General features: G+C 62.4%; 22 protein-coding genes and 2 pseudogenes. 13 read left to right on the top strand and 11 right to left on the bottom strand.

What is annotated here, in order from left to right:
• The first annotated feature begins 162 nt into the window (after positions 1-162).
• Positions 163-2028 carry an AMP-binding protein gene (locus D769_RS10430; protein WP_346773382.1) on the top strand — a complete coding sequence of 622 codons (1866 nt, stop codon included), beginning with the start codon at positions 163-165 and terminating at the stop codon, positions 2026-2028.
• Positions 2029-2060: 32 nt separating this feature from the next.
• On the opposite strand, the gene D769_RS10425 is transcribed toward D769_RS10430, so the two are convergent.
• From D769_RS10425 to D769_RS10415, 3 genes are all read right to left on the bottom strand, one after another.
• Positions 2061-2825 carry an AraC family transcriptional regulator gene (locus tag D769_RS10425; RefSeq protein ID WP_234706976.1) on the bottom strand — a complete coding sequence of 255 codons (765 nt, stop codon included), beginning with the start codon at positions 2823-2825 and terminating at the stop codon, positions 2061-2063.
• Between the two features lie 92 nt (positions 2826-2917).
• The gene (locus D769_RS10420) at positions 2918-3757 is read right to left on the bottom strand and encodes a class II glutamine amidotransferase (protein WP_008644763.1); all 840 of its coding nucleotides are present in this window, start codon (positions 3755-3757) and stop codon (positions 2918-2920) included.
• Between the two features lie 237 nt (positions 3758-3994).
• Complete coding sequence (locus D769_RS10415) at positions 3995-4426, bottom strand: universal stress protein (RefSeq protein ID WP_008644762.1); 432 nt, start codon at positions 4424-4426, stop codon at positions 3995-3997.
• Between the two features lie 461 nt (positions 4427-4887).
• On the opposite strand from D769_RS10415, the gene D769_RS10410 reads away from it, so the two are divergent.
• From D769_RS10410 to D769_RS10395, 4 genes are all read left to right on the top strand, one after another.
• On the top strand, positions 4888-6219 hold the full coding sequence (locus tag D769_RS10410) for a multidrug transporter (RefSeq protein ID WP_017514482.1): 1332 nt from the start codon (positions 4888-4890) through the stop codon (positions 6217-6219).
• A 142-nt stretch (positions 6220-6361) separates the two neighbouring features.
• Positions 6362-7645, top strand: coding sequence for a hypothetical protein (locus tag D769_RS10405; RefSeq protein WP_241227852.1), 1284 nt, complete (start codon positions 6362-6364; stop codon positions 7643-7645).
• Positions 7646-7659: 14 nt separating this feature from the next.
• Positions 7660-9636 carry a glycosyltransferase gene (locus D769_RS10400; RefSeq protein ID WP_008644759.1) on the top strand — a complete coding sequence of 659 codons (1977 nt, stop codon included), beginning with the start codon at positions 7660-7662 and terminating at the stop codon, positions 9634-9636.
• An 18-nt stretch (positions 9637-9654) separates the two neighbouring features.
• The gene (locus D769_RS10395; protein WP_008644757.1) at positions 9655-11133 is read left to right on the top strand and encodes an efflux transporter outer membrane subunit; all 1479 of its coding nucleotides are present in this window, start codon (positions 9655-9657) and stop codon (positions 11131-11133) included.
• Here the strand turns inward: D769_RS10395 and D769_RS10390 are convergent.
• A complete protein-coding gene (locus D769_RS10390; protein ID WP_052018075.1) occupies positions 11113-11670 on the bottom strand; it encodes a cytochrome b in 558 nt (185 codons plus the stop codon). The two genes, D769_RS10395 and D769_RS10390, sit on opposite strands and share 21 nt — an antisense overlap.
• 287 nt (positions 11671-11957) lie before the next feature.
• Here D769_RS10390 and D769_RS10385 point away from each other — a divergent pair, with 287 nt between their 5' ends.
• The 3 genes from D769_RS10385 to D769_RS10375 all read left to right on the top strand — a co-directional run bounded on the left by D769_RS10385 (position 11958) and on the right by D769_RS10375 (position 15194).
• Complete coding sequence (locus D769_RS10385) at positions 11958-13289, top strand: MFS transporter (RefSeq protein ID WP_040010979.1); 1332 nt, start codon at positions 11958-11960, stop codon at positions 13287-13289.
• A 27-nt stretch (positions 13290-13316) separates the two neighbouring features.
• Positions 13317-13886 carry an alpha/beta fold hydrolase gene (locus D769_RS10380; protein WP_008644746.1) on the top strand — a complete coding sequence of 190 codons (570 nt, stop codon included), beginning with the start codon at positions 13317-13319 and terminating at the stop codon, positions 13884-13886.
• Positions 13887-13997: 111 nt separating this feature from the next.
• A complete protein-coding gene (locus D769_RS10375) occupies positions 13998-15194 on the top strand; it encodes a porin (RefSeq protein ID WP_008644745.1) in 1197 nt (398 codons plus the stop codon).
• A gap of 131 nt (positions 15195-15325) precedes the next feature.
• Here D769_RS10375 and D769_RS10370 read toward each other — a convergent pair whose 3' ends face one another.
• Positions 15326-16348, bottom strand: a complete 1023-nt coding sequence (locus tag D769_RS10370; protein WP_008644744.1) for an AraC family transcriptional regulator — start codon at positions 16346-16348, stop codon at positions 15326-15328.
• A gap of 119 nt (positions 16349-16467) precedes the next feature.
• Here D769_RS10370 and D769_RS10365 point away from each other — a divergent pair.
• Both D769_RS10365 and D769_RS10360 read left to right on the top strand, forming a co-directional pair.
• Positions 16468-16731, top strand: a pseudogene (locus D769_RS10365) (3-keto-5-aminohexanoate cleavage protein); the annotation flags it as partial.
• 26 nt (positions 16732-16757) lie between these two features.
• Positions 16758-16958, top strand: a complete 201-nt coding sequence (locus D769_RS10360; RefSeq protein ID WP_008644741.1) for a DUF1289 domain-containing protein — start codon at positions 16758-16760, stop codon at positions 16956-16958.
• Positions 16959-17152: 194 nt separating this feature from the next.
• Here D769_RS10360 and D769_RS10355 read toward each other — a convergent pair whose 3' ends face one another.
• The 3 genes from D769_RS10355 to D769_RS10345 form a co-directional block, all read right to left on the bottom strand.
• Positions 17153-18511, bottom strand: a complete 1359-nt coding sequence (locus tag D769_RS10355; RefSeq protein WP_008644739.1) for an MFS transporter — start codon at positions 18509-18511, stop codon at positions 17153-17155.
• Between the two features lie 249 nt (positions 18512-18760).
• Positions 18761-19591, bottom strand: coding sequence for an alpha/beta hydrolase (locus D769_RS10350; RefSeq protein WP_008644736.1), 831 nt, complete (start codon positions 19589-19591; stop codon positions 18761-18763).
• A gap of 51 nt (positions 19592-19642) precedes the next feature.
• On the bottom strand, positions 19643-20626 hold the full coding sequence (locus D769_RS10345; protein WP_008644734.1) for a tripartite tricarboxylate transporter substrate binding protein: 984 nt from the start codon (positions 20624-20626) through the stop codon (positions 19643-19645).
• A gap of 58 nt (positions 20627-20684) precedes the next feature.
• Here D769_RS10345 and D769_RS32660 point away from each other — a divergent pair.
• Positions 20685-20819 (top strand): annotated as a pseudogene (locus tag D769_RS32660) (IS6 family transposase); the annotation flags it as partial.
• Positions 20820-20977: 158 nt separating this feature from the next.
• On the opposite strand, the gene D769_RS10340 reads toward D769_RS32660, so the two are convergent.
• From D769_RS10340 to D769_RS30650, 3 genes are all read right to left on the bottom strand, one after another.
• Positions 20978-21547, bottom strand: coding sequence for a hypothetical protein (locus D769_RS10340; protein WP_035882210.1), 570 nt, complete (start codon positions 21545-21547; stop codon positions 20978-20980).
• A gap of 214 nt (positions 21548-21761) precedes the next feature.
• Complete coding sequence (locus tag D769_RS10335) at positions 21762-22199, bottom strand: hypothetical protein (protein WP_035882209.1); 438 nt, start codon at positions 22197-22199, stop codon at positions 21762-21764.
• A 166-nt stretch (positions 22200-22365) separates the two neighbouring features.
• Positions 22366-22902: a hypothetical protein gene (locus tag D769_RS30650; protein WP_008644723.1), complete on the bottom strand. Its 537-nt coding sequence runs from the start codon at positions 22900-22902 to the stop codon at positions 22366-22368.
• 411 nt (positions 22903-23313) lie between these two features.
• Between D769_RS30650 and D769_RS31795 the strand changes: the two genes are divergently transcribed.
• Together D769_RS31795 and D769_RS10325 are read left to right on the top strand one after the other, a co-directional pair.
• On the top strand, positions 23314-23499 hold the full coding sequence (locus D769_RS31795) for a hypothetical protein (RefSeq protein WP_152414962.1): 186 nt from the start codon (positions 23314-23316) through the stop codon (positions 23497-23499).
• Between the two features lie 54 nt (positions 23500-23553).
• Positions 23554-24771 (top strand): CoA transferase, encoded by a 1218-nt coding sequence (locus D769_RS10325; protein ID WP_008644717.1) that lies wholly within the window; start codon positions 23554-23556, stop codon positions 24769-24771.
• Positions 24772-24817 lie beyond the last annotated feature (46 nt).

Genomic DNA, 24817 nt, shown 5'->3' with positions numbered 1-24817 from the left:
GAACATACCAACAGTGTCAATAATCTATCTTATGTTAAGTGCTATAGGCGCCTGAAATCACGCGCACGATCGGTCGTCCATAGCTGAAATCTTCAAGACGCCGCCGCTCTGGTCTGTCAGCATCCTGTTGCATAAAGTACAGCAACGATAGCGACCTACAGCATGGAGACGCCAATGGAATTCAGCATACCTCCCGTATCGAGCCTTACGGAAATTGAAGCGCTGGAGCGCTCCAGCGTCGCGGTTCAGGCATGGAACGCGGCGATCGGTGGCACGGTTTACGGCGCGATTCGCGCTAGCGCCCAGCGGCATGGCGATGCGCCGGCGCTGACCTACATCGATTCGGCGGATGGGCCGGCCCGGACAGTGAGCTATCGGGAGCTTTTGGACAACATTACGGCGGCAGCGCGGTTCTTTTCGGAACTGGCTGGCTCGGGCTGTGGCGTGGCCTATATCCTGCCGTCCTTCGTCGAAACGCACTATGTGCTCTGGGGCGCCGAAGCTTGCGGTTTCGCGGTGCCGCTCAACCCCTTCCTTCAGCCTGACGAGATCGTCGATCTTGTCCGTAATTCGGCTGCCGATGTTCTCGTGTTTCCGAAGGGCGAGATCCCTGGCATTGCGGAGCGCGTCGCGGCGATCCGGGCGAATCTTCCGGATGTTCATCTTGTGGCAGTCGGGCCGGGCTCTGCTCCAGACTTTGCCATCGATTTCAATGCGGTCCTGGCGGACAGTGTCGCGCATGGCGGCGCAACGTGGGAGCCCTCGGGCGACAGCGACGCGGTTGTCGCGTATTTCCACACCGGAGGGACGACCGGGCTGCCCAAGCTTGTCGCGCATACCAGCAAGAATCAACTTGCCGCCGCGCTGGGGGCTGCAAGCCTGCTTGGCATGCGCAAGGATGACCGGGTGACCAACGGCATGCCACTGTTCCATGTTGGCGGGACGATCGTGAGCACCTTGTCGGTCCTGCTGTCGGGTGGTCATATCATCATGCTCTCGGCCCAAGGATTCCGGAATCCCGCCATGGTAATGGGGATCTGGAAGATCATTGAGCGGTTCGGCATCACGATTTTCGGCGCTGTGCCGACGGCTCTCGGCGCCCTGCTCAACGTCCCGGTCGATGCCAATATTTCATCGATTCGATACGGCCTGACTGGGGCGGCATCGTGTCCATTCAGCGTGACAAGGCGCTTTGCCGAGGTAGTTGGCGTCGAACTTCACGAGCTGCTTGGCATGACGGAAACTGGTGGTGCGACGGCGGCGGATGCGGCAGGCCAGCGCCCGACAGTGGGTTCCGTGGGCTATCGGCTCCCGTTCACGAGGCTGCGTGTGCGACGCCAGGACGCCGAGCAAGGTCTGGGGGACGATTGCGACCCGCATGAGGTTGGTGTCCTGTTTGTCGAGGGGCCGCATGTTTCGCGCGGCTATCGCGATCCGAGCCAGAATGCCGGAGTCTTTATCGAGGGTGGGCTGAACACCGGAGACCTCGCCTACTTCGACGATGCGGGCAAGCTTTTCATCGCCGGACGCGCAAAGGACCTCATCATCCGCAGCGGCCACAACATCGATCCGGGAATGATCGAACAGGCGATGATGACGCACCCTACCGTCGCCCTCGCAGCGGCCGTTTCTCTGCCGGACAAGTACGCAGGCGAATTGCCGGTCGTATTTGTCGTGGCAAAGCCTGGTGCCGACATCAATCTCGAAGAACTCGATGCCTTTGTCAAAGAGCGGATTGCGGAGCGGCCGGCCTGGCCGAAAGCGATCCACGTGCTGGACCAGTTGCCAACTACGGCCGTCGGCAAGCTGTTCAAGCCTGCTTTGCGGGTCAAGGCCGCCGAGCTACTGCTGCGACCGGCGCTGGAGACAATTGCGTCCAGCGCGCTGAGAGCGGTCGAAGTGAGCGCGGGCGGAAAGCGCGGTCTGCATGTCGATGTGCGACTAGTGGCGCCAGATGCCGAGATCGAACAAGCCGTGAAGGTCCATCTGGAGGGCTATACATTCACCTGGGCGCTGCATCGCGAGTGATTCCTGGTATTCCCCCGCCCTGCTGCCCCACCTCAGGCACGGTGTGCTTCGGCCGGTCGATGGATATGGCTCAGGCTTTTTACCGTGATCGGTGAGAAACCCAGGTAGCTGACGAAGGTTCGTGTCATGTGCGCGGCGTCCGAGAAGCCGCAATCCTGCGCCAGCGTGCTCAGGCTGCCAGGAGATTGCAGCCTGGCGCATGCGTGTCGGTACTTCCGCCAGAGGGTATAGGTCCGAAGCGGTACGCCGACCTCCTCCACGAATAGATGGGACAGGCGGCTCACCGAAAGGTCCATCGCTGTGGCCAGCTTGCTCGCGAGATGCGGCTCAGTCCATAGCGATTCGAATTCCGCGAGCAGGTCCTCGCGGCGCGAAGCCGATTTCTCCCGCAAATGGGGGGAGAAATCCGGTGCCGAAGACAACAGTGCTTCGATGAGCCGGTCGTCCGGCTGGCGAGGCACGGTGCCAAGCAGTTCTTCGCGCAGTGGATCGCGGCAGGCCCGCAGCGGTCCGTCTGGAAGCGCAAGGAACTCCTTGTCTCCCAATGCCTTGCGTGTCGACAGGAAAAGCGGATGCCCGGGATCGAGACTGAGGCTCAGAAGCTGGCAGTTCAAGGCCTGGATGGCGCGCGGCGCAAGCTCTCGCACGATAAAAGCCCGCGCTTTGGGCGCCGGCACATCGTTGATTGAAATGGAGAATGGCGTGTCATCCAGCGAGAGCAGCACGCTGATTGCCGGGCGCCTCACAGCCCCGGACACAAGATCCTGCGTCGTGATCGCGATACTGCGCTCGAACATTGTGATCCGAGCGCTTGGACAGTACGGCGCGGCGGCCGTGTTTCCTGTTCGATCCAAGCCTGAGAATCCATGCTTCATGCCATGGCGATCCATCAAGGCTCCGAATACGTCGGGATGAACGGGTAGTAATCGACCGTCCCCTGTCTGGCTTGCATGAACGTGGCTTCCGGGATTTCCGCCCAGGCGCCAGGCAGATCCACCAGAGGCTCGGACAGGATCAGCACGGCGTCGTCGCCCACTGCGGCAATACGTGGATTCTCCGGATATAGCTCACGTAGGTGTCGAAACGAATTGCTATGGAACAGCGAGCGCGAGTCCCCTTCGCTGGAATACCGCACCGCCACGATCTGATCGCCGTCGGTCGCGCAAATGGTCATGTTCACGGGAAACTCGACGCCATGGCGCCGCCCCACATGTTCCACCAGTCCCACCGTCCTTTCCATTGCTTCGCGTGGGTCCTGCTCCAGCCCGAAAGTCAGCGCCAGATAGAACATGACCTCCGAGTCCGTGGAGCCTTCGATCCAGCGAAACAGTTCGGGCGCGATCGAAAGCATCAGTTCGCGCCGGACCTCCGGGTACTGGCGGATCAGCCCGTTGTGGGCAAATAGCCATTTACCGTAGCGGAACGGATGACAGTTGGTTTCCTGGGCCGGGGTGTCGGTTGCCGCGCGGATGTGCGCGACGAACTTCGCAGCCCGGATGGCGCGCGCCGCCTCGCGCAGGTTGATGTCGTTCCAGGCCGGGTGGATGCAACGGTACCGGAACGGTTCCTCGGAATGCTTGGCATACCACCCCATGCCGAAGCCGTCGCCGTTGGTCGTGGTGTGGCCCAGCCGCGAATGCAGGCTTTGATCGATCAACGAGTGCTGGGCCCGGAACAGCACCGTTTCCAGTTGGATGGGATTGCCTGAGTAAGCCAGCCAGCGGCACATGATGCGTCTCCTTGCAGTCTCATCAGGATAGGCGACGCGCGCCAATCTGTAACAGGCACTATCAAAATGCTTCTGGCGTCGTTGCGCGGCCTTGGTCCGTCCACTCGTACTGTCTGCGTCACCCGGGCCAGAAAGAGCCGCCTCGCTTCATTCCGATAGCGCCACCAGGCCCATGCAGGCCCATGCAGGCCCATGCAGGCCCATGCAGGCACATCTGGCAGGATGTGAAGAACCGCCCTAGCCTTCCTGGTCGTTCGGATTGACGATCAACGCGGGCACGGTGGACTGCGCCGCGATCTTCGATACCACCGAGCCAATGATCGAGGACCGGAGCGCGCCAATGCCCTTGGCGCCCACAATGATCAGGTCCACGGCGTTCTCGGTGGAGAACCGAAGGATCTCCTCCGATGCATTGCCGCGCAGCCAGTGCTCGTGCAATTCGCTCACTCGCCCTTCCAGCAGACCTCTGGCCGATTCGAACACCACACGTGCTTCTTCACGATTCTCGGTTTCAAAGTCAACGGCGCTGAATCCGGTGCGTCCGAGTATCGGCGACACGTGCACCACATGCACGATCAGGGGCTGGGCCAGGCATGTCGTCGATGCGAGCCATGTTGCCGCATGTCGGCTGTAGGTGGACCCATCCATCGCCAGTACGATCGCTGTCATTCAAAGCTCCTTATCGTTCTCGAGTGTCGCAGCGCAAGTGTAATGCCAAGCGCTGAACTTGCCGCGTTGTAAGCGACTTGAAATGCAGGCCTTACACATTCTTACAGCACGCAGGGCTCAACTTGTCTAACTTTGAAACGCTCCTGCGCTGCATCGCATCAATCAAGTGATGTTGTGTCCTGAGTTTCTCTGGCGCTTGCGCCTCACTCTATCTACACGTGCCCACAATCATATCGGCAATCGGGGCGCGTGAATTCATCGGGTCGGCGGTATCGATCCAGAAGCCTGTTCCGGCGGCGTTGTGACGGCCCGGGGCAACGGCGCATAACAAACAATCTGGGGGACGAAGCACTGCGCACTGCGCGGGTGGGGATTCGCTCGCGTGGCGGCAGCTTGTTGCCTATTGCTGACCGCGATGGCTTTGGCTATCTCGGGTGGCCCACCTTTTATCCGGAGGCGGCATGGATAAGAAAGTTGACCAGAAGGACTCGGTACCCGCACGGGTCAAACCGTCTCAACACCCACCGCACCACGACTCGCTGATGCAACGGCGCGCGGGCGTGCCAGGCCTGCCCTTATGGCGGGTGGTACCTCGGTTGGCCAGCTATGGGATGGTGGTGTTCATCATCTGGGTGGTCCTGTCGGTGATGTTCCCGTACATCTTCACGCGGTCGTCCGAGCGCGCGATCGTAAATAGTCCTGTCACCCTCGTAACCACGCCGGTGGAAGGCGTGGTCACCAAGCAAGTCGTGACGGTAGGCGGCAGCTTCAATGCGGGCGATCCACTGATGGCGTTGCAGAACCCGAATATGGACCGCGCGCTGCTGGTGGAACTGACCGGGAAGCAACTCGATAACCAGAAGCGCCTGGAGGCCGCGAAGGTGAAGCTCGAGGCGGACCAGACGCGCATGGCGTCGACGGGTGGCGATATCAAGCGCTACGCGGCCTCGGCGGATCGCGAGCACGCCTCGCGCGTGCGTGGCATCGAGGCCCGGCTGGCGGTAGCGAAGCAGCAGATCGACGCGCAGGAGGACGTGGTCAATCGCAATCAGGCCATGCAATGGGCGGGCGCGGTCAGCCAGGCCTATACCGATGCGTCCCGGAACCAGCTGACCGTGCTGGCCGGTTCGCGCGATGCTATCCAGGCGGAGCTCGACAGCGCGCGCAACAGCAGCGAAGCAGCGCGTAGCAAGGTGTTCAGTTCAAGCGCGGACGGCGCACTGGGCGCGCTGTCGCAGAAGCAGGATGAGCTGAAGGCCGAGATCACGCAGACGCAGGCCGAGATCACGCAACTGGAACAGTACGGCGCCGAGGTCGACAAGCTCGTGACGGCGGAACAGGAACGCCTCGAACGGGTATCCAATCTCGATATCAAGGCGTACGCGAGTGGCATCGTCGAGGATGTGCTGACGCCACCGGGCACGCGGGTTGCCGCCGGCGCCACGCTGATGCGCACCACCAACTGCAGCCAACCCAACGTCGTGGCCGTGTTCCCGCGCAGCCTCAGCAAGGATCTGCTGCCGGGCGCGAAGCTGACCGTGCTGGTCGATGGTGTTCCCACGCCGCAGCCGGGCACCGTCGCAGAGATCATGCCGCGTGCCCCGGAAGGCGATCAGGCGCGCTACTTCGTTCCTTTCCCGCCAATCGAGAAGAACGAGATTTACCTGATCGCGAAGCTCAATAAGCCGCTGCCCGACCTGCGCAACCGCGGCAGTGGCAGTACCGATCGGTGCGCGCTTGGCCATTGGGCCAAGGTCAGCCTCGATCGCCCGTGGTTCACCCGCCTGATCTGACCAGAGCCTATCCGGTTTGATCGAGCAGGCGCGAAGCCACTCACGCAACGCCCGCAGGAAGGAGACAACCGTGCAGCGTCATACGTCAAAGGGGTTGGCAGCCGGGGGCATCCGGCTGGCTACTTGCCTCGCCGCATCATGCATTCTGGCCACATCGCCCGCCTTTGCGGCATCGTCAGCCGACGCCCGCGCGCAACTGCGCGATAGCGGTTGCCAGACGCTGGCGCAGCGCGTGGCGGCCGTTCCGGGCTCAGGCCCGATATGGCTGGCCAGCTACGAGCCCGCGCCCGGTGGCGAGCCGTTGCCGGCGCCGCTGCGTCAATCGGCTTTCGTCTATGACAACGCGCTGGCCGGTATCGCACTGATCGCCTGCGGCCAGCGCGATGCGGCACGGCGTATCGCCGATGGCGTGCTGGCGGGGATGAGCCGCGACCGCCACTACCATGACGGCCGCCTGCGCAATGCCTACCGGGCGGGTGCGATACCTAACGGGCCTGTGCCATTGCCGGGCTGGTGGGACGACGCCAGCAAGCGCTGGTTCGAGGACCGCTACCAGGTGGGCACCGCCACCGGCAATGTCGTCTGGGCCGCCCTGCTTCTGCTGGCTACATATGAGGCCACGCGCGCGCCCGCCTATCTAGACGGGGCCAAGGCGCTGATGGGATGGGTCGACAAGGACACTTTCAACGCGGACAGTCCCGCCGCGTACATCGGCGGGTACTTCGGACACGAGCCGAATCCCGAGCGCCAGGGGTGGAAGTCCACCGAGCACAACGTCGATGCCTACGCCGCGTTCCGCTGGCTGGCCAGGTACAGCAATGATCCGCGCTGGAACACGGACGCGGAGCGGGCGCGGCACTTCGTCGAGAGCATGTGGCAGTCGCGCGAGGGGCGGTTCGCGATCGGCACCCGTGATGACGGCCGGACGCTGAACGGCGGGCCGTCGGCGCTCGATGCATCGCTGTGGCCGTTGATTGCCGTCCCGGACGCCGCCGGCACCTGGCAGCGCTCCCTGGATTGGGCGCGCGCCCGGCACGCCGTCAATGGCGGATTCGGCTTCAAGGCCGATCCGGATGGCGTCTGGACGGAAGGCACCGGCCAGGCTGCGCTGGTGCTGCTGGCCACCAACCATGCCGATGTGGCGGGTCCGCTCTGGCCGCTGTTGTTGTCGCAGCGCGCGCCGGACGGAATGCTCTTCGCCACGCCCGAAAAGCGGATTCAAACGGGGCTGTCGATCGGTCCTGATTCGAAGACCGAGGACTTTTACTACTTCCACCTGCCCCACCTTGGCGCCACGGCCTGGGCCGTACTGGCCGCCACGGGCTGGAATCCGTTCCAGCCGGGGGGATGCCGCGCGAACTGCGCAGCCACGACGGCGTCCGTCGGTGGCCCGGGCAATGGGCCCGCCAACGCACCCAACGAGTGACGATAGGAGTAACGATGTTTGCCGAGTATCTCGATGGCCGTATGCTCATGCAGATCAATGCCGGCGCATTCCTGATCGCCCTGCTCTGCCTGCGCGGCGACCGGCAACGCACCCTGGATCGCTGGCTTTTCGGCGCCGCGGCCGGCGTGCTGCTGCTGGTCTATTACGTATGGCGGTTCACCGACACCTTGCCGGAATGGCGCATGGACTTCCCGAGCCTGTGGGCGCATGCGTTCTTCGGCTTCGAGAGCCTGACCATCGCGTACACGCTGATCTCGATCGTCATCCTGACCCGCACGTCCGATCACAGCGCCGAGGCTGACGCCGGCGAGGCCGCATTGCGACGCGGGCGGGAAGCGCCGCCGGTGGACATTTTCATCGCCACGTACAACGAGGGCCTCGACGTGCTCGAGAAGACCATCGTTGCCGCGCTGGATATCGACTATCCGAACTTCCGCGTCTGGGTGCTCGATGACACCCGTCGCGACTGGCTGCGCGAGTTCTGCGATCAGGTCGGGGCACGCTACGTGACCCGACCCGACAACGCCCACGCCAAGGCCGGCAACCTGAACAACGGTCTGCGGCACAGCACGGAACTTGATGGCGGCGCACCATTCATCATGGTGCTCGACGCCGATTTCGCGCCCAACCGGAACATCCTGCTACGCATCGTCGGGCTGTTCGACGATCCGCAGGTCGGCGTGGTGCAGACGCCCCAGTTCTACTACAACGCCGACCCGATCCAATACAACCTTCGCTCCACGGAGTGCTGGGTGGACGAGCAGCGCGCATTCTTCGATGTCATGCAGCCGTCGAAGGACGCCTGGGGTACCGCGTTCTGCATCGGCACATCGTTTGTCGTACGCCGCGAGGCGCTGGACCGGATCGGTGGCTTCCCGATCGGCACCGTGACGGAAGATATTCACCTGACCTACAAACTGATGCCGCATGGCTATATCACGCGCTGGCTCAATGAGCGCCTGAGCGTGGGCCTGTCGGCGGAGGGCCTGCCCGAATACATCAGCCAGCGCAGCCGCTGGGGACTGGGCACGATCCAGGTGGCGCTCACTGCCGACGGGCCGCTGCGCGGACCCGGCTACACGTTGCGCGAACGCCTGCACTATGTGCACGGGCTGCTGCACTGGTTGAGCCGCCCGTTCACGCTGATGCTGCTGGCCGGGCCGCTGCTGTACTGGTATTTCAATGTGCCGACACTGTACGGTGAGCCAATGCAGTTCCTCGCGTTCGGCGTGCCGGCGCTACTGCTCTACTGGGCCTACAGCATCTGGATCACAGGCGCGCGTGCGATGCCGATCTTCACCGAGGTCACGCAGATCGTGGCAGCCATGGCGGTTTCCGCAACGCTGGTCAGTGCCATCTTCAAGCCGTTCGGCAGGCCGTTCAAGGTCACGAACAAGGGGCTGGACCGTTCAAAGCTGGTCGTCCACGGCAAGTTCGCCGCGTTCTATGGCGCACTGTTCGTTCTGGCCGCCATGGGCCTTGGGCGCGCCGTGGCCGCCGACGGCACGGCCAGCGGTGTGGTCTTCAACATCGGTTGGACCGTGATCTCGATGATCCTGTACCTGGCCTCGTTGCTGGTCTGTTTCGAACTGCCCCGGCCGCGCAAGGAAGAGCGCTTTCCACACCGCGAGCGTGCCCGCCTTTGCATTTACGGCAGCGACGGCTTGCCACGTGAATTCGATGGCGTCACGCAGGACATGTCGTGCAACGGCATCGGCCTGATCAGCGATGCCGCTGGTCGGGTGGAAGCTGGCGCCACGGGAGCGGTCTGGCTCTCCGAACTGGGCTGGGTGACCTGCCGCGTGGCGCGCACGCAGGGCCATCTGTTAGGCATCGAACTGTTTCCGGACATGGCGGGACGCCATCGGCTGATCCGGATGCTGTTCGGCGAACCGGCTCACAACATCGCGCACCGCGGCCGCCCGCGTGTGGCCATCGTGCAATTGCTGCGTCGCGCATTTACCGGATGAACCATGAAAAGAAAGCCAATGCCCCTGATTCGCCCGCCGCGCTGGACCCCTGCCCTCCTCGTGCCGCTGGCGCTTGCCGCCTGCTCGCTGGAACCCACCTACCAGCGCCCGGAGTCGCCGGTACCGCAGGCCTACCCGACTGGCCCTGCCTATGAAAGCGCCAACACGGGGCCCACGGGCCAGGCGCAGCCGGAACAGGCCACGCCCGCCGCGAGTCTTGGCTGGGAGGACTTCTTTACCGACCCACGCCTGCGCACGCTGATCGGGCTGGCGCTGGCGAACAACCGTGACCTGCGTATCGCGACGCTGTCGATCGATCAGGCGCGCGCGCAGTACCGGATCCAGCGTGCCGCGCAGTTTCCAGCGATCAACGCCAATGCAGGCTTTGCCAGTACCCGGCTGAACAACGATCTGCGCGCGCCCGGACAAGACGCCGTGATCAATTCCTGGACCGCGGGCGTAGGCTTCAGTGCATTCGAGCTCGATGTGTTCGGGCGGGTGCGCAGCCTCAAGCACGAGGCGCTGGAGCAATATCTGGCGATCGAAGAGGTGCGGCGCAGCGCGCAGATCAGTCTGGTGGCGGAAGTGGCCAGCGCTTACCTGACATGGCAGGCCGACCAGGAACTGCTCAGGCTGTCGAAGGAAACGCTCAAGGTCCAGCAGGATGCCGCGCTGATGATCAGCCGCAGCAAGAGCGCCGGCGGCATGGCGGAGATCGACATGCATCGCGGGCAGACCCAGGTGCAGACCGCGCAGGTGGATGTGGAGCAGTTCACGCGACAGGTGGCGCAAGACGAGAATGCGCTGGCGCTGTTGATCGGCGGCCAGCTACCGGCAGATCTGCCGCCCCCGCAACCGTTTGCGAATAGTTCGTATGTGGCAGAGTTGCCCGCCGGAGTGCCATCGACACTGATGGAGCAACGGCCGGACATCATGGCGGCCGAGCACCAGCTCAAGGGGGCCAATGCCAACATCGGCGCGGCGCGGGCGGCCTTCTTCCCGCAAATATCGCTGACGGCCACCGTCGGCGTGGCCAGCACGGCGCTCGCCTCGCTATTCACGGGCGGCATGGCCTGGGCGTTCGCGCCGCAGATCACCCTGCCGATCTTTAACGCCGGGGCCAACCAGGCACGACTCGATATCGCCACGGTGCAGAAGGACATCAACGTGGCGGCTTACGAGAAAACGATCCAGGGTGCGTTCCGGGAAGTTGCCGATGGCCTGGCCGCGCGCGGCACCTACGACCGGCAGACCGCGGCGCAGGAAGCGCTGACAAAGGAAGTTTCCGAAACCAAGCGACTGGCGGAAATCCGCTTCAAGAACGGGGTGGATGACTACTTCCCGGTGTTCGATGCGCAGCGGCAACTCTACGACGCGCAGAAGAAGATGGTGACGATCGAACTGGCCAGACTCACCAGCCGCGCAGGCCTTTACAAGGCGCTGGGCGGCGGGTGGTCGCAGCAGACGGTGGCCAGCCTAGATCATCCGGCGAAGTAGCCGGTCCTTCAGGACAAACTGGTGCCACAAGGCGGCTGCGGCGTGCAGGCCGACGAAGATGTACACGAACGTGGCGCCAGTTTCGTGAATTTCCTTCGCGAGCTTTGAGTACGGCTCGTTGATCGCAAGCGGCAGCGCCAGCTGGAGGCCGTAGACCGGAATGGTCTTGCCCTTCCACGCCACCGCCAACATGCCGAGTACCGGCATGGCCAGCATCAGCACATACAGCACGACATGCATGGCGCTTGCCGCGCGGTCCATCCATCGTGGGTCCCCGGCCGGCGGCGGAGGAACCGGTTGGCTCACTCGCACCAGCAGACGCAACAGCATCAACACCAATATCGTGATGCCCGCGGACTCATGAATCGCCATCATCGCGGCCCGCTCGGTGCTGCCCTTCGGGAACACGTCGCGAAATTCCACCGCCGCAACCGCGACCACGGCGCCCAAGAACACCAGCCAGTGCAACGCGCGCATGGCCAATGAATATTTGGGCTGAAAGGTCAGTGAGAGGGTATGTGGGGATGTCAAATGCATTTTTGTCCTCTTTTGCTCCAACATAACAATTCTGCGCGTCATGTCTGTCCGGAATCAATCCTCAATACCGCCCCCAGCTTGTGACAGGTCAACGGCTGAGCGTTGACTTCTGCAATGAAGCAAGCGTCACAGCACATCTTCCGTGCATCCTCTCGTTTTCCCCGACTGTCCCAAGATGCAAAAACGTTGTCCCGAATGATCAAACCGTGGGCTGCCAATCCTAGATACTTCGCCGGTCACGACCCGATGCTGTCATCACGATGTCACGGGTCATATAGGAGGCAGACATGCACGGATACCGTTCCACCCTTGCGCCAATGGCAGGCGCGCCTGCCAAGGCCAGGCTGTCGCGATACTACCCGTGGCTGGTCTTCGCACTGAGCTTTGGGTTGCTCCTCTCGGACTACATGTCCCGGCAGGTCTTGAATGCCCTGTTCCCGATGCTCAAGCTCGAGTGGGGACTTAGCGACACCGAATTGGGCGCCCTGGGCGGCGTCGTTGCGTTGATGGTGGGGGTGCTGACCTTCCCGCTGTCGATCCTGGCGGACCGTTGGGGCCGCGTGCGCAGCCTGACGCTGATGGCGGCGCTTTGGAGCCTGGCCACGCTCGGTTGCGCGCTGGCCAACTCCTTCGGCGAGATGTTCATCGCACGGCTTTGCGTTGGTATTGGCGAGGCCGCCTACGGCAGCGTCGGCATCGCCGTGGTGGTCTCGGTATTCCCCCGGCACCTGCGTGCCAGCCTCAGCGCGGCCTTCATCGCCGGTGGCGCTTTCGGCTCGGTGCTGGGCATGGGGCTGGGCGGTGTGATTTCCGCCCACTTCGGATGGCGCGTTGCTTTCGCCGGCATGGCGATCTTCGGCCTGATCCTGGTGGCCCTGTACCGCCTGCTGATTACGGAAAAGGGCCTGCTGGCCCGCCGCCAGGAACTTGGCGAGGACGTCTCCGCCAGCCAGAAGCAGGCCAAGCTGGAGCTTCGCCCGCTGGTCTCCGCGCTGTTCTCCACCCGCTCGATTCTCTGCGCCTATGTGGGCAGCGCGCTGCAATTGTTCGTCATGGCTTCGATGCTGGCCTGGCTGCCGAGCTACTTCGGCCGCTACTACGGCATGAGCGGCGCACAAGCCGGCCTGACTGCCGCCGCTTTCGTGCTGATTGGTGGCGCCGGCATGATCATGTGCGGGGCCTTTACCGACTGGATTTCCCGCCATATCCCGACCCGCAAGTGGATCGTGGCCATCGCCTACAGCGTGCTGTGCTGCGTGCTGCTGGGCGCAGCCTTCCAGTTGCCGCCGGGCACGGCCCAGCTCGTGCTGATCGGCGCCGGGATGCTGCTGGCAGGCGGCACGGCCGGCCCCGCCAGCGCCGCGGTGGCCAACCTGACCTCGCCGGCGATTCATGGCTCCGCGTTTGCCACGCTCACGCTGGTCAACAACCTGCTTGGGCTCGCGCCGGGTCCGTTCTTCACCGGCCTGATCGCCGATCACATCGGCCTGCGCGGCGCGCTGCAGTTCCTGCCGCTGGTTGGCTTGCTGGCCGCCGTCTGCTTCGTTATCGGGCGTCGCACCTACAGCGCGGACGTACACCGCCTGGAGCGTATGCGTGCCGCCGCCGGCAATAGCTGACCCCAACACCACTTACCGATTTTCGCAATGGACTTTCTGGCTGACACCACCGTACTGTTCGTTCCCGGCTTGCGCGACCACGTGCCCGAGCATTGGCAGACACTGCTTCAGGCGCAGATTCCCAACTCCCGATCGGTACAGCCGCTCGAGCATGACAAGCTGAGCCGCGCGGCACGTGTGGCCGCGCTGGACGAAGCCCTGGCCGAGATCGATGGCCCCGTGGTCCTCGTCGCGCATAGCGCCGGCGTGATGATCACCGTCCACTGGGCGGCCCAGCATCACCGCAAGATCCGCGCCGCGCTGCTCGCCGCGCCGGCCGACCTCGAGAACCCGATGCCCGCCGGCTACCCCACACACGCCACGCTCGACGAGCACGGCTGGCTGCCGATTCCGCGTCGCCCCCTGCCCTTCCCCAGCATCGTTGGCGCCAGCCGCAACGATCCGCTGGCGCGCTTCGATCGCGTGGAGCAGATGGCACGCGACTGGGGCAGCGAACTGGTTGATCTCGGCGAGGTCGGCCATCTGAATCCCGCCGCGGGCTACGGCGAATGGCCGTACGCGATGACGCTCGTGGAGCGCCTGATGCGTCGCGCCTGACCGTGCCCGAGGCGTACCGTTTTTTGTTTTGTCCAGTGAAGTAACCGCAGTAACCATTTCCGACGGGAACCCCCCAAATAGCAATCGAGAAAAAAGAGAGGAGATTGACCTATGAAGCTCAAGGGCATGGCCTTGGCCGCACTGCTCGCCTGTACCGGCAGCGCTTACGCGCAGTCTGCCGTTACGCTCTACGGCGTGCTCGACACCAGCCTGGAATTCGCTAACCATGTGGCGCCGTACTCGGCTGCGGGCTTTACCGCGAACCCGGGTGCCGGCAACAACGTGTTCCGCGTGAACTCCGGCGGCCTGTCTGGTTCGCGTTGGGGTCTTCGTGGCACCGAGGATCTCGGCGGCGGCCTGAAGAGCATCTTCGTGCTGGAAAGCGGCATTTCCGTCGATAACGGCACGATGCAGCAGAGCAACCGTCTGTTCGGTCGTCAGGCCTTCGTCGGTATTTCGCACAACACCTACGGTCAGATCACGCTGGGTCGCCAGTACACCTCGCTGTTCGTGGCGATGGCCAACTTCATGCCGACGGCGTATGCCACGCAGTATGAACCGGCGGCATTCATGGCCGGCAACAACTTCCGTGAAGACAACACCATTGCCTACACGGGCGTGTTCGGTCCGGTGACCGCGTTGGCCCACTTCTCGTTCGGTGCTGGTGTGCCGAACCTGGCGATCCAGGGTGGTGCAAGCGCCTTCGGTGGCAACGGTGAAGTCCCGGGCGCATTCCGCCGCGACAGCGCCTTCGGCGGCGCATTCACGTACTCGGCTGGCCCGTTCGGCGCAGCGATTGCCTATGACCAGTGGAACCCGTCGGTCAACAACGCCGCCGGCGTCTACCAGGGCACCACTGCCACGCTGAAGAAGGCTTCGGTGGCCGGCAGCTACGCCATCGGCCAGGTCGCCAAGATCATGGCTGGCTACCGTTGGGGCAAGGTCGATAACAACGGTACCGGCGCCCAGCTTCAGCGCGACGACTACTACTGGATCGGCGCGAACTACCAGGTGACGCCTGCTGTGGGCCTGACGCTGGAGTATGACTACGACAACCTCAAGCGCGACTACTTCAACAACACCCACGCGCCGAATCCGTGGCAGATCGCCTTCGTGGCGGACTACAGCTTCTCGAAGCGCACCGACGTGTACCTGAGCGCCGCATACGCCAAGAATGCCGGCTTGACGCTGGACGCCGCGAACACGAACCAGCTGGCCACGACCGGCGCCACCGGCAACAGCTACATTCTCGGCACCGGCCAGAGCAGCATGGTGGGTGTGAGCCTGGGCCTTCGCCACAAGTTCTGACGCGATACCGTTTGGTTGTACTGGCGTGAGTCGGCCAGGCGAGTTTTACCCGTTCCCCTCGCCTGGTCCGATTCGAAATTCGCCCTTGGCCGCACGGGCCTCCGTCCGTGTGGCCGCTTTTTGCTGGGCGATCAGTTTTCCTCGACCTGTTCGCCCATTCGCGTTGTGCGCCACTTCGAAACGCTGCAGCCGAACTGGTTGCCAAACCAGCGCGAGAACGCGCTCAGCGACGAAAAGCCGAGCAGCGTTGCAACTTCGGACAGCGGGCGTGAGCGGTTCTCGATGTAGCTCGTGGCCAGCCCTGCGCGTGCCTCGTTCAGGATCTGCGAATAAGTGGTGCCATCCTGCGCCAGTCGGCGGTGGATGGTGCGCCGGTCCACGCCAAGGTGCTGAGCCACCCGGTCGATCGAACACATGCCGCTTGGCAGCAATGCGTAGACGAGCTTGCGCACCTTGTCCGCCATGGTGGTATTCGATTGCGCCAGCAGCGTGCCCAGGTAGCGTTTGACCTGCTGCGCCATCACCGGGTCATAGGACGGCAGCGGCGCTTCCAGATCGGAGGCCACGCAGACGATTCCGTCGAAATCCTGATTGAACAGCGCGGGCATCCCGAACACGCGCAGGTATGTGGTCTGGCTTTCGGGCGGCGCGTGCGAAAAGCAGATGCTGCGCGGGCGCCACGCGGGCCCGAGAAACATGCTGAGCATCCGGAACATCACCCCGGCGGCCAGTTGAGTGGCCTGCCGCATCGAGCCTGCGGGTTGGTCGCTGAGGATCTGCAGGCGGATCACCACCAGGCCATCCATCTCCTCCACGCGCATTGCCAGGGACTCGTTCTGCAGGCCCATGTAGCGCACCATCGACTCCAGCGCGCGGCGCAGCGTGGGTTCTTCGCGGACCACGAAGGCAAGTGGCCCCAGGTTCGAGAACTGCCTCAGTTCCGCTAGTCGCAGCCCGAAATCCTCCGCGTGCCCGTCGCGCGCCGACGCTTCGAGCAAACGCGCCACCGATGCTGCGGGGATGCGGATATCCGGGTCCAGCAGCACATCCCGGTTGATCTTCGCGGCGCGCAGCATCTGGTGCGGATCGAGCCCTACGGCGCGCGCAACTTCCATGTAATTGGTCAGGCTGGCACTGCGAAGAAAGTAGGACATCGTGTTTTCCCTGAGTGTCCCGAAATGTAAATCGTGTGTCCCTGGTCGTCAAATATTTCAATGCCATTCGCCGATACTTCCGCCACCGAAACACGCATTCGAACAACAGGAGACACAGCATGCAGTTCCTCGATGACTCCCTGCACCCTGAGAACATGGACAAGGTTGTTATCACGGTGGCGCCGTATGGCCCCGAGTGGATGCCGGAAGACTTCCCGGAAGACATCCCGGTGACGATGGAGGAACAGATCCAGAAGGCCGTCGACTGCTACAACGCTGGCGCCACGGTGCTGAACTTGCACGTGCGCGGACTCGACGGCAAGGGCTCCAGGCGCCTGTCGAAGTTCAACGAACGGATCGCCGGCGTGCGCGCCGCCGTGCCGCTGCGCAAGGCTGCCTGAGACGTACCATGCCTGCCGCGAATCCCTGTATCAACATCTGTCGCATGGACCTGGCAGGCAAGTACTGCCAGGGTTGCCGTAGAACCACGGTCGAGATCGGTCTTTGGGAGAGCATGACCGAAGTCCAGCGCATCGAGGTGCTGGCCGACCTTCCCCTGCGCGCTCTGGGCAGGGGTGCATCACAGCAGCCGACATCGGGTCGATCCTGACCCGCGCCGCACTCGCTGCGGCGCACGTTTCACTGTTTCTCGCCGGACCTGCCATACGTTCGACATCTGTTCGACACTTTCCAGTCAGCCCAAAGCAGGCAGGTCCGGTCTTTTTCCCTTCCCTCTTTCCTCGTCTTTCCTCTTCTTTCCTCTTCTCGATTGTCGTTCGGTCCCCCGGTCGGATTACCCGTCCGTCATACCGCGTGCGTGACATGCGCGACATCCGCGTCGTCATACTCCCGAGAAATATCCTTGTTCGTATAGTCGCGCAGCTTCACGGCCGCGAACACGCTGAGCGCTGCGCACACCAGCACATACACCGCAATGGCATACCCGGTGTGATAGTGGGCGAACAGCGCCGTGGCAATCAGTGGGGCCGGGCCGCCCGCGATCACGGAGGCTAGCTGATAGCCCATCGAGGCGCCGCTATAGCGCAGGCGTCCTGTAAACGTCTCCGCGATCAATGCCGCCTGAGGGCCATACATCATCGCGTGCGGGACAAGCGACAGCACGATGGCGATGAACACCCACATCGGGTTGCGAGTGTCGACCATCGCGAAATACAGGAAGCCGAACACGCCGACTGCGATCGCGCCCGCGATGTACATGCGGCGCCGGCCCAGCACGTCGGACAGATGTCCAAAGTACGGAATGGTGAAGAACTCGAGCACCGATGCCGCGAGCACAGCCAGCAGGAGCAGATCCCGCGACATGCCCAGCGTCATCACGCCATAGGTGAACACGAAGGCCGTGAAGATGTAGAACGGCGCCTGTTCGGCCATGCGCACCAGGGCCGACAACAGGATGTCCTTCGGCTGGCGCCGGATCACTTCCAGCATCGGCGTTTTCTCGATCCGATGCTCGGCCAGCAACCGCGCGAAGACCGGTGTCTCCAGAATGTTCAGCCGGATGTAGAGCCCGATGCCGACCAGCACGATGCTCAGGAGGAACGGCACGCGCCAGCCCCAGGTCGCGAACTGATCGCCGGCCAGCCAGCTCATGCCCAATACCGCCAGGTTGGCCAGGAACAGTCCCGCTGGCACCCCGAACTGCGGCCATGACGCGACCAGGCCGCGGTGCGAGTTGGAGCGTGCCCATTCCATCGACATCAACACCGATCCGCCCCACTCCCCACCCACACCAATCCCCTGGATGAAGCGCAGGACCGTCAGCGCAACGGCGCCCCAGATCCCGATTTGCGCATAGGACGGCACGAAGGCCACTGCGAACGTTGCCAGCCCCATCAGCAGCAAGGTGGCCACCAGTGTGGCCTTGCGGCCGATGCGGTCACCGTAGTGCCCGAAGATGGCCGCACCGATCGGGCGCGCGACAAAGCCGACCGCGTAGATCAAGAACGCCTGCAGCGTGCCAACGAGTGGATCGGATTCCGGAAAGTACAGCTTGGCGAACACCAGGCCGGTTACCGTGCTGTAGAGAAAAAAGTCGTACCACTCGATCGTGGTACCCACGGTGCTTGCGATAACGGCGCGACGCAACTGCCGCCGTGCCTCTGCTTCGGGTAGGGGCGCTGCCCCCGGCTGCATGGGATCCATGACGTGTCCCCTGTCTGCATATACCGGTATAGACAGTAACGAATCTGTTACGGTTCCGACGGGTGAGGCAGCCGCCTCGCAGGGGGTGATGGTGTCGCGCTTCAGTCTCGAATGCGATACGTGAGCGGCGTCAAGAACGTATTGGCGGAAGCCCTGCCTCTGGCAGTGATGTATTGCTAGTGAGTGTTGCGCGACACATCATGCTGGTTCGATCGACTCGCCCTCGGCGCTCGCTAAACGCGTGTGGCGCTACCAACTGTTGCTTCTGACGGCCGCAAAAAAAGCATCGAGTTCCAGATTGAAGCGCATGGGTTCTTCAAGATTCACCGTATGGCCGGTCTTGGGATAGATCGACACACCTGCGTTTCGCATCCTGCGAGCCAGGAAAAAGCTTGGCTCGACACAGGGCGTGTCAACGTCGCCCGCGATGACAAGCGCAGGTACGGCGATGCTGGCAATCTCCCGCTCCAGGCTGTACAGAGAAGGTCGGCGACCCTGTACGCCCATCAATGTGTACGCGGTGCCCTCGGGCGAATGCTCGGCCAACCGATCCCTGAACTCTTGCCAGCCTCTGGGGTCCTTGTGAAGGAATGGTTGGCGGTACGGTCCTGAGCTGTAGGATTCGACGAACGACTGGAATCCTCCATCCAGAATCGCTTGGCCCATGGCTTGATACCGCGCCTGGTTGCCAGAAAAGCTTGCGGGGTCCGAACCTGATCCGCAGCCGACAATCGTGAGGGACGCCGCACGCTCTGGATAGGTCAATCCAACTTGCAGCGTTGTGAAGCTTCCCATGGACAGGCCGACAAAGTGCGCTCGCTCGATTTCCAGTGCATCGAGCAATCCTACGGCGTCGGCTGCCGCTATCTCCTGCGAGTAGCAGGAGGGGCCGGCCGGGATCGCCGACGGCGGATAGCCTCTCGCGCTGTACACCACACATCGGTAGCTTCTGGAGAAGTGTCGCAATTGGGGTTCCCAACTGCGATGACTTCCTGCCATCTCGTGGATAAACAGGATCGGCTCACCGCGACCTGCTTCTTCATAATAGAGCTCGACGTCACCAACCAACCTATTGGGCATATCTCACCTTAAGAGCGTGCTCGATAGCGATATCTTCTCGTGACTGCCTTGTTAATCATCCAGTTTCTTCATATTGGTCTTGGTGACAATATCGCGCCACATGTCGAATTCTCGTTTCTGGATGTCGTTGAACTCGGCCGGCGACGTCGCGCTGGGCAGGACGCCTAACCGATCGAAAGCATCCTTGATTTCATTTGTTTTCAGGGCGGCGTTCAACGCCGCATTCAGCTTGAAAACGATGGGGTCTGGCGTATTGCGAGGGGTCAGGATCCCATACCAGGTGGGGGTGTTCAGGTCGGCAAGGCCGAGTTCGCCGTATGTCGGTACGTCCGGTAACGGGCTCAGCCGCTGCTTGGCTTGAACCGCGAGAGCGCACAGCTTTCCGCTTTGAATGTGCGGCATTGCCGTGCTGACATTGTCGAAAACGGCGGCGATTTGCCCTCCGTAGAGATCATTCATTGCCGGACCCAGTCCGCGATAAGGGACATGTAGCATGTGAAGCCCGGTGACGGCGAGGAAGCGCTCACCGGAGAGATGCGACAGAGAGCCTTGTCCTGCCGATCCGTAGGTGTATTTTCTCGGGGAGGTCCTGAGCAAGGACAGGAAGGTGGACATCTTGCAATCCGGGACCAAGCCCTTGCTGGCGACCAACACACCCGGCGCAATCACGATCTGCCCCACGGACTTGAAATCCTTCAAGGGGTCATATTCAAGCTTGGCATAGACGTTCGGCGCCACGCCTTGAGTGCTCGCCGTCGCCATGCCAATGGTATAGCCGTCCGGCCTTGCCCTTTTCAGCATGCCGATGCCCGTGCGTCCACCGGCTCCACTCTTGTTGTCGATCACCACCGATTGCCGCAATTGGTCCTGCATGCCCTTCGCGATGACCCGGGCGATGACGTCTGTCGGACCGCCCGCGGCGAAAGGGACGATCAGCGTGATCGGTGCGGATGGGTAGTTTTCCGCTCCTACGGCTCCCGCAGCAGCCAGCGCTATTACGATTAGCGCGTGCTTGATTTTGATCATTTCCAGCATGATGACTCCCGCCCTGAATCAACGGCTTGCGAAAGTTGAAGCTTTTTTCCTTGAAGGCGGCTTTCGTGATCCGAAATGTGCGCGGGCGCTTCTCTCGTGTTTCGGACTGATCCGCCAGCGCCTAGAGTTCAAGCGCCATCTGCTGCGCGCTTCGCTCTACCGCAAACACCTTGCCGCGCGCCTCTCGGCCTGGTGCGGATTCACTGGAACCACTCAGATCTCGTCTACCGCTTCCTGGGCAGACGGCTCATCAGAAGTTGGTTGGTCCCGATTTCGCTACGTGACAATGCCCGCAGGCAGCATGGTGACCAGGGACCGGGGCCCCCGGGCAACTCCAGGGGCCCAATGGAATCAGGGCTTTAGCGGCACCAGACGCACCACGTACAAGCCAGCGGCTGGCACATCCGCTGTGATGCTTGCATTGGTGCCGTTAACGGTGCTGACGTCGTTTCGCGCAACGGTATAGGTAACGCCATTCGCGGTGCTCTGCACGGTTTCGAGAATCGGATTCGCGTACATCGTCGAAGGCAGCGTGAATGCCACCTTGAGCTGCGGATTCAGGAGATGTGCGTAGTCCCCATTGGTTTTAACCTCATAGGCATAGTCGGCCTTGACGCCCGTTGGCAGCGGATTGGGAGTGCCGAGGCAGATCGTGACGTCCTTAAGGCCCGTCTGCGGCGTCTTGACTGTTAGCGTAGCGATATTGTCGTCGGTGACGAGCGACAGGTTCGCATTGGGCACCGAGTTGGCGCCGAGGCTGATCTTCCTGTAGTTATCCGGGCAGGAGAAGGCTGTCGGCTGAGGGTTGGTCACGGGCGTCGAAGCCTCAGGAGTTGTACTGCCATCCCCGTCACCACCACCGCATGCTGCCAAAAACGTCGCACTCGAAACCAGACCTGCAATCTGCACTAACTTTCTCATCCTCCCTTCTCCTTTTGATTATTTATTTCTAGCACTAGATTTCGAAATTTACCTGTGATATTCGCTGGAAAATTGATCTTGGACGAAGTTAATCCTTTGTGAGCCGGCGAGCCACATCCCTATGGATCGCCGGTTTTTCGATAGAAATAAGTTGTAGATTTTCATGGAAACTTACGAAGTGAAAATGGCGCAGATGCATCAAAATTGCCTTGCATCAAGCAAATGGCGTGTTTTGTCTCGGCCTGTCGTGCGGCGGTTGGTTGCCGACTCGCCGCGACCGCTCCCGGCAGCCTGTGTGGTTCAGTGGGGTCACCCTGCGCAGATGGTGCGGCGCTTGACGAGCAACAACCGACGGATCGGATGCCGTGGACTTTGTTGCCGAAGCGTCCGGGATCGGAAGATCCTGCGGCTTGGGCAGTTCCCCATCCCTTGATGCAAGTAGCAGCCCGGCCCAGATGCATCCCAGGGCGACAAGCGCCAGCATAGCCGGCCACCCGTTCGCTTCGCGCACCGGCACTTCATCCCGCTTGGCCGTGCGCCACTCCCACACCGCGTAGCAGCCGAGCAGGAACACACCGAATCCCGCCCACCAGGGTGCGAAATGCATGGCAAGATCCCACTCCGCACCAACCATATGATGGTTGGGCTTCATCGGTTGCGCACCAGTTCGCGTAGCGTCTGGCGATTCCGCAGGGCGGCTGTCATGGCACCGGCCGGTATTCTGAACTGTCTGGCAAGCTTGTTGGCCACGTATCCCTGGCCAAGCCCTCGGTGCATGTGTTGTAGCGGCCGCCCTGCCAAGGTGGCGGTAGAGGTTGTCATCCCACGATCTCCGCGCCAGCCGGCGGCGTCTGCTTGCCCTGACCTGCGCCCGTTGCGGTCGGACTGGCGTCGGATAGCTCGTCCATCAAGAATTTCAGCAGCACCGTGCGCACGATGCTCGCAAGTGCCGCGCTTGATAGCTGTCCCGTGTAGTGGCGCAGTGCCATGACCTCCTGCCGGCACGCCTGAATATCCTCCAACGTCAGCGCTTCACCGCGGTCGACCTTGTCGACAAACCGGTGAACCGCTTGCGTGGACGGACAGTCCGCCGCCCTCATGCGGGCAATGTCAAAGGCTTCGGCGAATCCCCGGATGCTGTCCACCAAGTGATATTGCATGTCGCGGCCTGCGGCGTGGTACATCAGTTCGCCTTCCTCGGACAACTCCAGCGCCACACCGGTCTCGATCTGGTCCAGCACACTCTCAAGCGGCCCAAAGGCCGCATCCAGCCTCCATGGCTGTAACCGAACAGCGCCCTGCGGGCCTGCTGCGCGCGACCGATATGCCTTGCGTGGTTTCTTCGTCTTGCCCATCGTTCATCAACCGCTTCAATTCCCCAACGTCATCCTGCCGGTCCTTCCATCCCTTATCCGCCGAAGACTTCTCCATACTCATAAATTGGAATATCTCAGGGGTAGGAAGAGGACAGACCTCCTGGCAATGAGCGGCAAGCGTGGCAGCAATTCAATCCTCGCGGGTCTTGCCAGAAATGTGTGGACACCATGTATTCGACGCGACCGCTACCGCAAAAATTAACTTGATGACCGGCTTTATGCACGACTGTTCTCAGTAGAGCGGACAGGTCCTTGCCGTAAAGCACCCAACTCGCTGGTATCGAGTGTCTGTCAGCCACACTGATACACCACGTATTACGTCACAACGGCATCGGAGGACGCCATAGAACGATTTCGAAAGTCCTCACAATCCTGCTGGATGTCCAGACCATGTCGCGCAAGCTCAAGGACCTTCAGAGCTATGGCTACCTGATCGACGATTCGGCTCTGTGTGCGCTATCGCCCATACCGGTCTTGCCGTATCAACCGATCCGGGGGCTCAACGCTCGATCCGGAGCGGCTGGCGTCGCGAACGTATTGGCGGAAACCCTGCCTTTGGCATTGACGAATTGCTAGTGAATGCTGCGCGCCACATCATGCTGATTCGATCGACTCGCCTTTCGTCATCGCATGAGCGCAATCCTGCAGGGCATCAAGGTACTGGACCTGACCCGTGTCGTGGCCGGGCCGTGGGCTACCCAGAATCTGGCGGACATGGGTGCCACCGTCTACAAGATCGAGAAACCCGGTGATGGCGATGACACGCGTCGAATGGGTCCATTCCTGACCGACGGCGATGGCAACGTGACAAACGATTCCGCGTTCTTCCTCTGCTGCAACCGCGGCAAGCAATCGGTCACCGTCGACATTTCGCAGCCGGAAGGCGCCGAACTGGTACGCCAACTGGCAGCGCAGTGCGATGTCGTCGTGGAGAACTACAAGGCGGGCAGCCTGAAGAAGTACGGACTCGACTACGAGAGCATCCGTGCGCTGCGTCCCGACATCATCTATTGCTCCGTGACCGGCTTTGGTCCGGACGGCCCTTACGCGCCCCGCCCGGCCTACGACTTCATCCTGCAAGGCATGGCGGGGCTGATGAGCACCTGCGGGCAGCCCGACGGCACCCCTGGCGCGGCGCCGATGCGAACCGCGATTCCACTGACGGATATCCTCACCGGGCTGTACGCATCGGTGGCGCTGATGGGGGCGCTCTATCACCGTCAGGCTACCGGTGAGGGGCAATTCATCGATGCCGCGATGATCGATGCCGCAGTGGCTGCAAACGGCCATCTCGCGCTGGGCTATCACATGACGGGGAAGGTGCCGCAGCGCGCCGGCAACTCCAATCCGGTGGCATCGCCGTCGGAGGTGTTTGCCTGCCTTGACGGCCACGTTATCGTCGCCGCCGGTAACAACGGCCAGTTCGCGGCGCTGTGTCGCGTGATCGGGTGTGCGTCGTTGATCGAAGATCCGCGATTCCTGCAGAACATGGACCGCGTGCGAAATCGCCCCGTTCTGCGCGAAGCATTAGGCGAACGTCTGCTGAACTGGCGTCTTGGCGATCTGATCCAGGCCCTGGAAGGCGCAGGCGTGCCATGTGGCCCGATCAACGGCATCGACGACGTTTTCGATGATCCGCAAGTCCGGCACCGCGAACTGCTGGTACGCCTGCCGCACGGCAGTGGTGTCGAGGCGCCGACCCTGCGCAGCCCACTGCGCTTCTCTGCCACGCCGGTCACGATGACCGCGCCACCGCAACTTGGCCAGCACACCGAAGCGGCGCTGCGGCGCGAATTGGGGATGTCGGCAGCGGACGTGGAGGCCTTCCGGGAAAGAGGCGTGATCTGACGCAACGGACCATGGAATGGACGCGGGCTGCGCAAGGCAGCCCGCT

Origin of the sequence: Cupriavidus sp. HMR-1, assembly GCF_000319775.1 — a bacterium.
Lineage (GTDB): Bacteria > Pseudomonadota > Gammaproteobacteria > Burkholderiales > Burkholderiaceae > Cupriavidus > Cupriavidus metallidurans.
This window is presented reverse-complemented; position numbering and strand designations above follow the sequence as displayed.

Coding starts and splice junctions, on each gene's coding strand:
- D769_RS10430 (WP_346773382.1), top strand. CDS start 163: ATGGAGACGCCAATGGAATTCAGCATACCTCCCGTATCGAGCCTTACG.
- D769_RS10425 (WP_234706976.1), bottom strand. CDS start 2,825: ATGTTCGAGCGCAGTATCGCGATCACGACGCAGGATCTTGTGTCCGGG.
- D769_RS10420 (WP_008644763.1), bottom strand. CDS start 3,757: ATGTGCCGCTGGCTGGCTTACTCAGGCAATCCCATCCAACTGGAAACG.
- D769_RS10415 (WP_008644762.1), bottom strand. CDS start 4,426: ATGACAGCGATCGTACTGGCGATGGATGGGTCCACCTACAGCCGACAT.
- D769_RS10410 (WP_017514482.1), top strand. CDS start 4,888: ATGGATAAGAAAGTTGACCAGAAGGACTCGGTACCCGCACGGGTCAAA.
- D769_RS10400 (WP_008644759.1), top strand. CDS start 7,660: ATGTTTGCCGAGTATCTCGATGGCCGTATGCTCATGCAGATCAATGCC.
- D769_RS10395 (WP_008644757.1), top strand. CDS start 9,655: ATGCCCCTGATTCGCCCGCCGCGCTGGACCCCTGCCCTCCTCGTGCCG.
- D769_RS10390 (WP_052018075.1), bottom strand. CDS start 11,670: ATGCATTTGACATCCCCACATACCCTCTCACTGACCTTTCAGCCCAAA.
- D769_RS10385 (WP_040010979.1), top strand. CDS start 11,958: ATGCACGGATACCGTTCCACCCTTGCGCCAATGGCAGGCGCGCCTGCC.
- D769_RS10380 (WP_008644746.1), top strand. CDS start 13,317: ATGGACTTTCTGGCTGACACCACCGTACTGTTCGTTCCCGGCTTGCGC.
- D769_RS10375 (WP_008644745.1), top strand. CDS start 13,998: ATGAAGCTCAAGGGCATGGCCTTGGCCGCACTGCTCGCCTGTACCGGC.
- D769_RS10370 (WP_008644744.1), bottom strand. CDS start 16,348: ATGTCCTACTTTCTTCGCAGTGCCAGCCTGACCAATTACATGGAAGTT.
- D769_RS10360 (WP_008644741.1), top strand. CDS start 16,758: ATGCCTGCCGCGAATCCCTGTATCAACATCTGTCGCATGGACCTGGCA.
- D769_RS10355 (WP_008644739.1), bottom strand. CDS start 18,511: ATGGATCCCATGCAGCCGGGGGCAGCGCCCCTACCCGAAGCAGAGGCA.
- D769_RS10350 (WP_008644736.1), bottom strand. CDS start 19,591: ATGCCCAATAGGTTGGTTGGTGACGTCGAGCTCTATTATGAAGAAGCA.
- D769_RS10345 (WP_008644734.1), bottom strand. CDS start 20,626: ATGCTGGAAATGATCAAAATCAAGCACGCGCTAATCGTAATAGCGCTG.
- D769_RS10340 (WP_035882210.1), bottom strand. CDS start 21,547: ATGAGAAAGTTAGTGCAGATTGCAGGTCTGGTTTCGAGTGCGACGTTT.
- D769_RS10335 (WP_035882209.1), bottom strand. CDS start 22,199: ATGAAGCCCAACCATCATATGGTTGGTGCGGAGTGGGATCTTGCCATG.
- D769_RS30650 (WP_008644723.1), bottom strand. CDS start 22,902: ATGGGCAAGACGAAGAAACCACGCAAGGCATATCGGTCGCGCGCAGCA.
- D769_RS31795 (WP_152414962.1), top strand. CDS start 23,314: ATGTCGCGCAAGCTCAAGGACCTTCAGAGCTATGGCTACCTGATCGAC.
- D769_RS10325 (WP_008644717.1), top strand. CDS start 23,554: ATGAGCGCAATCCTGCAGGGCATCAAGGTACTGGACCTGACCCGTGTC.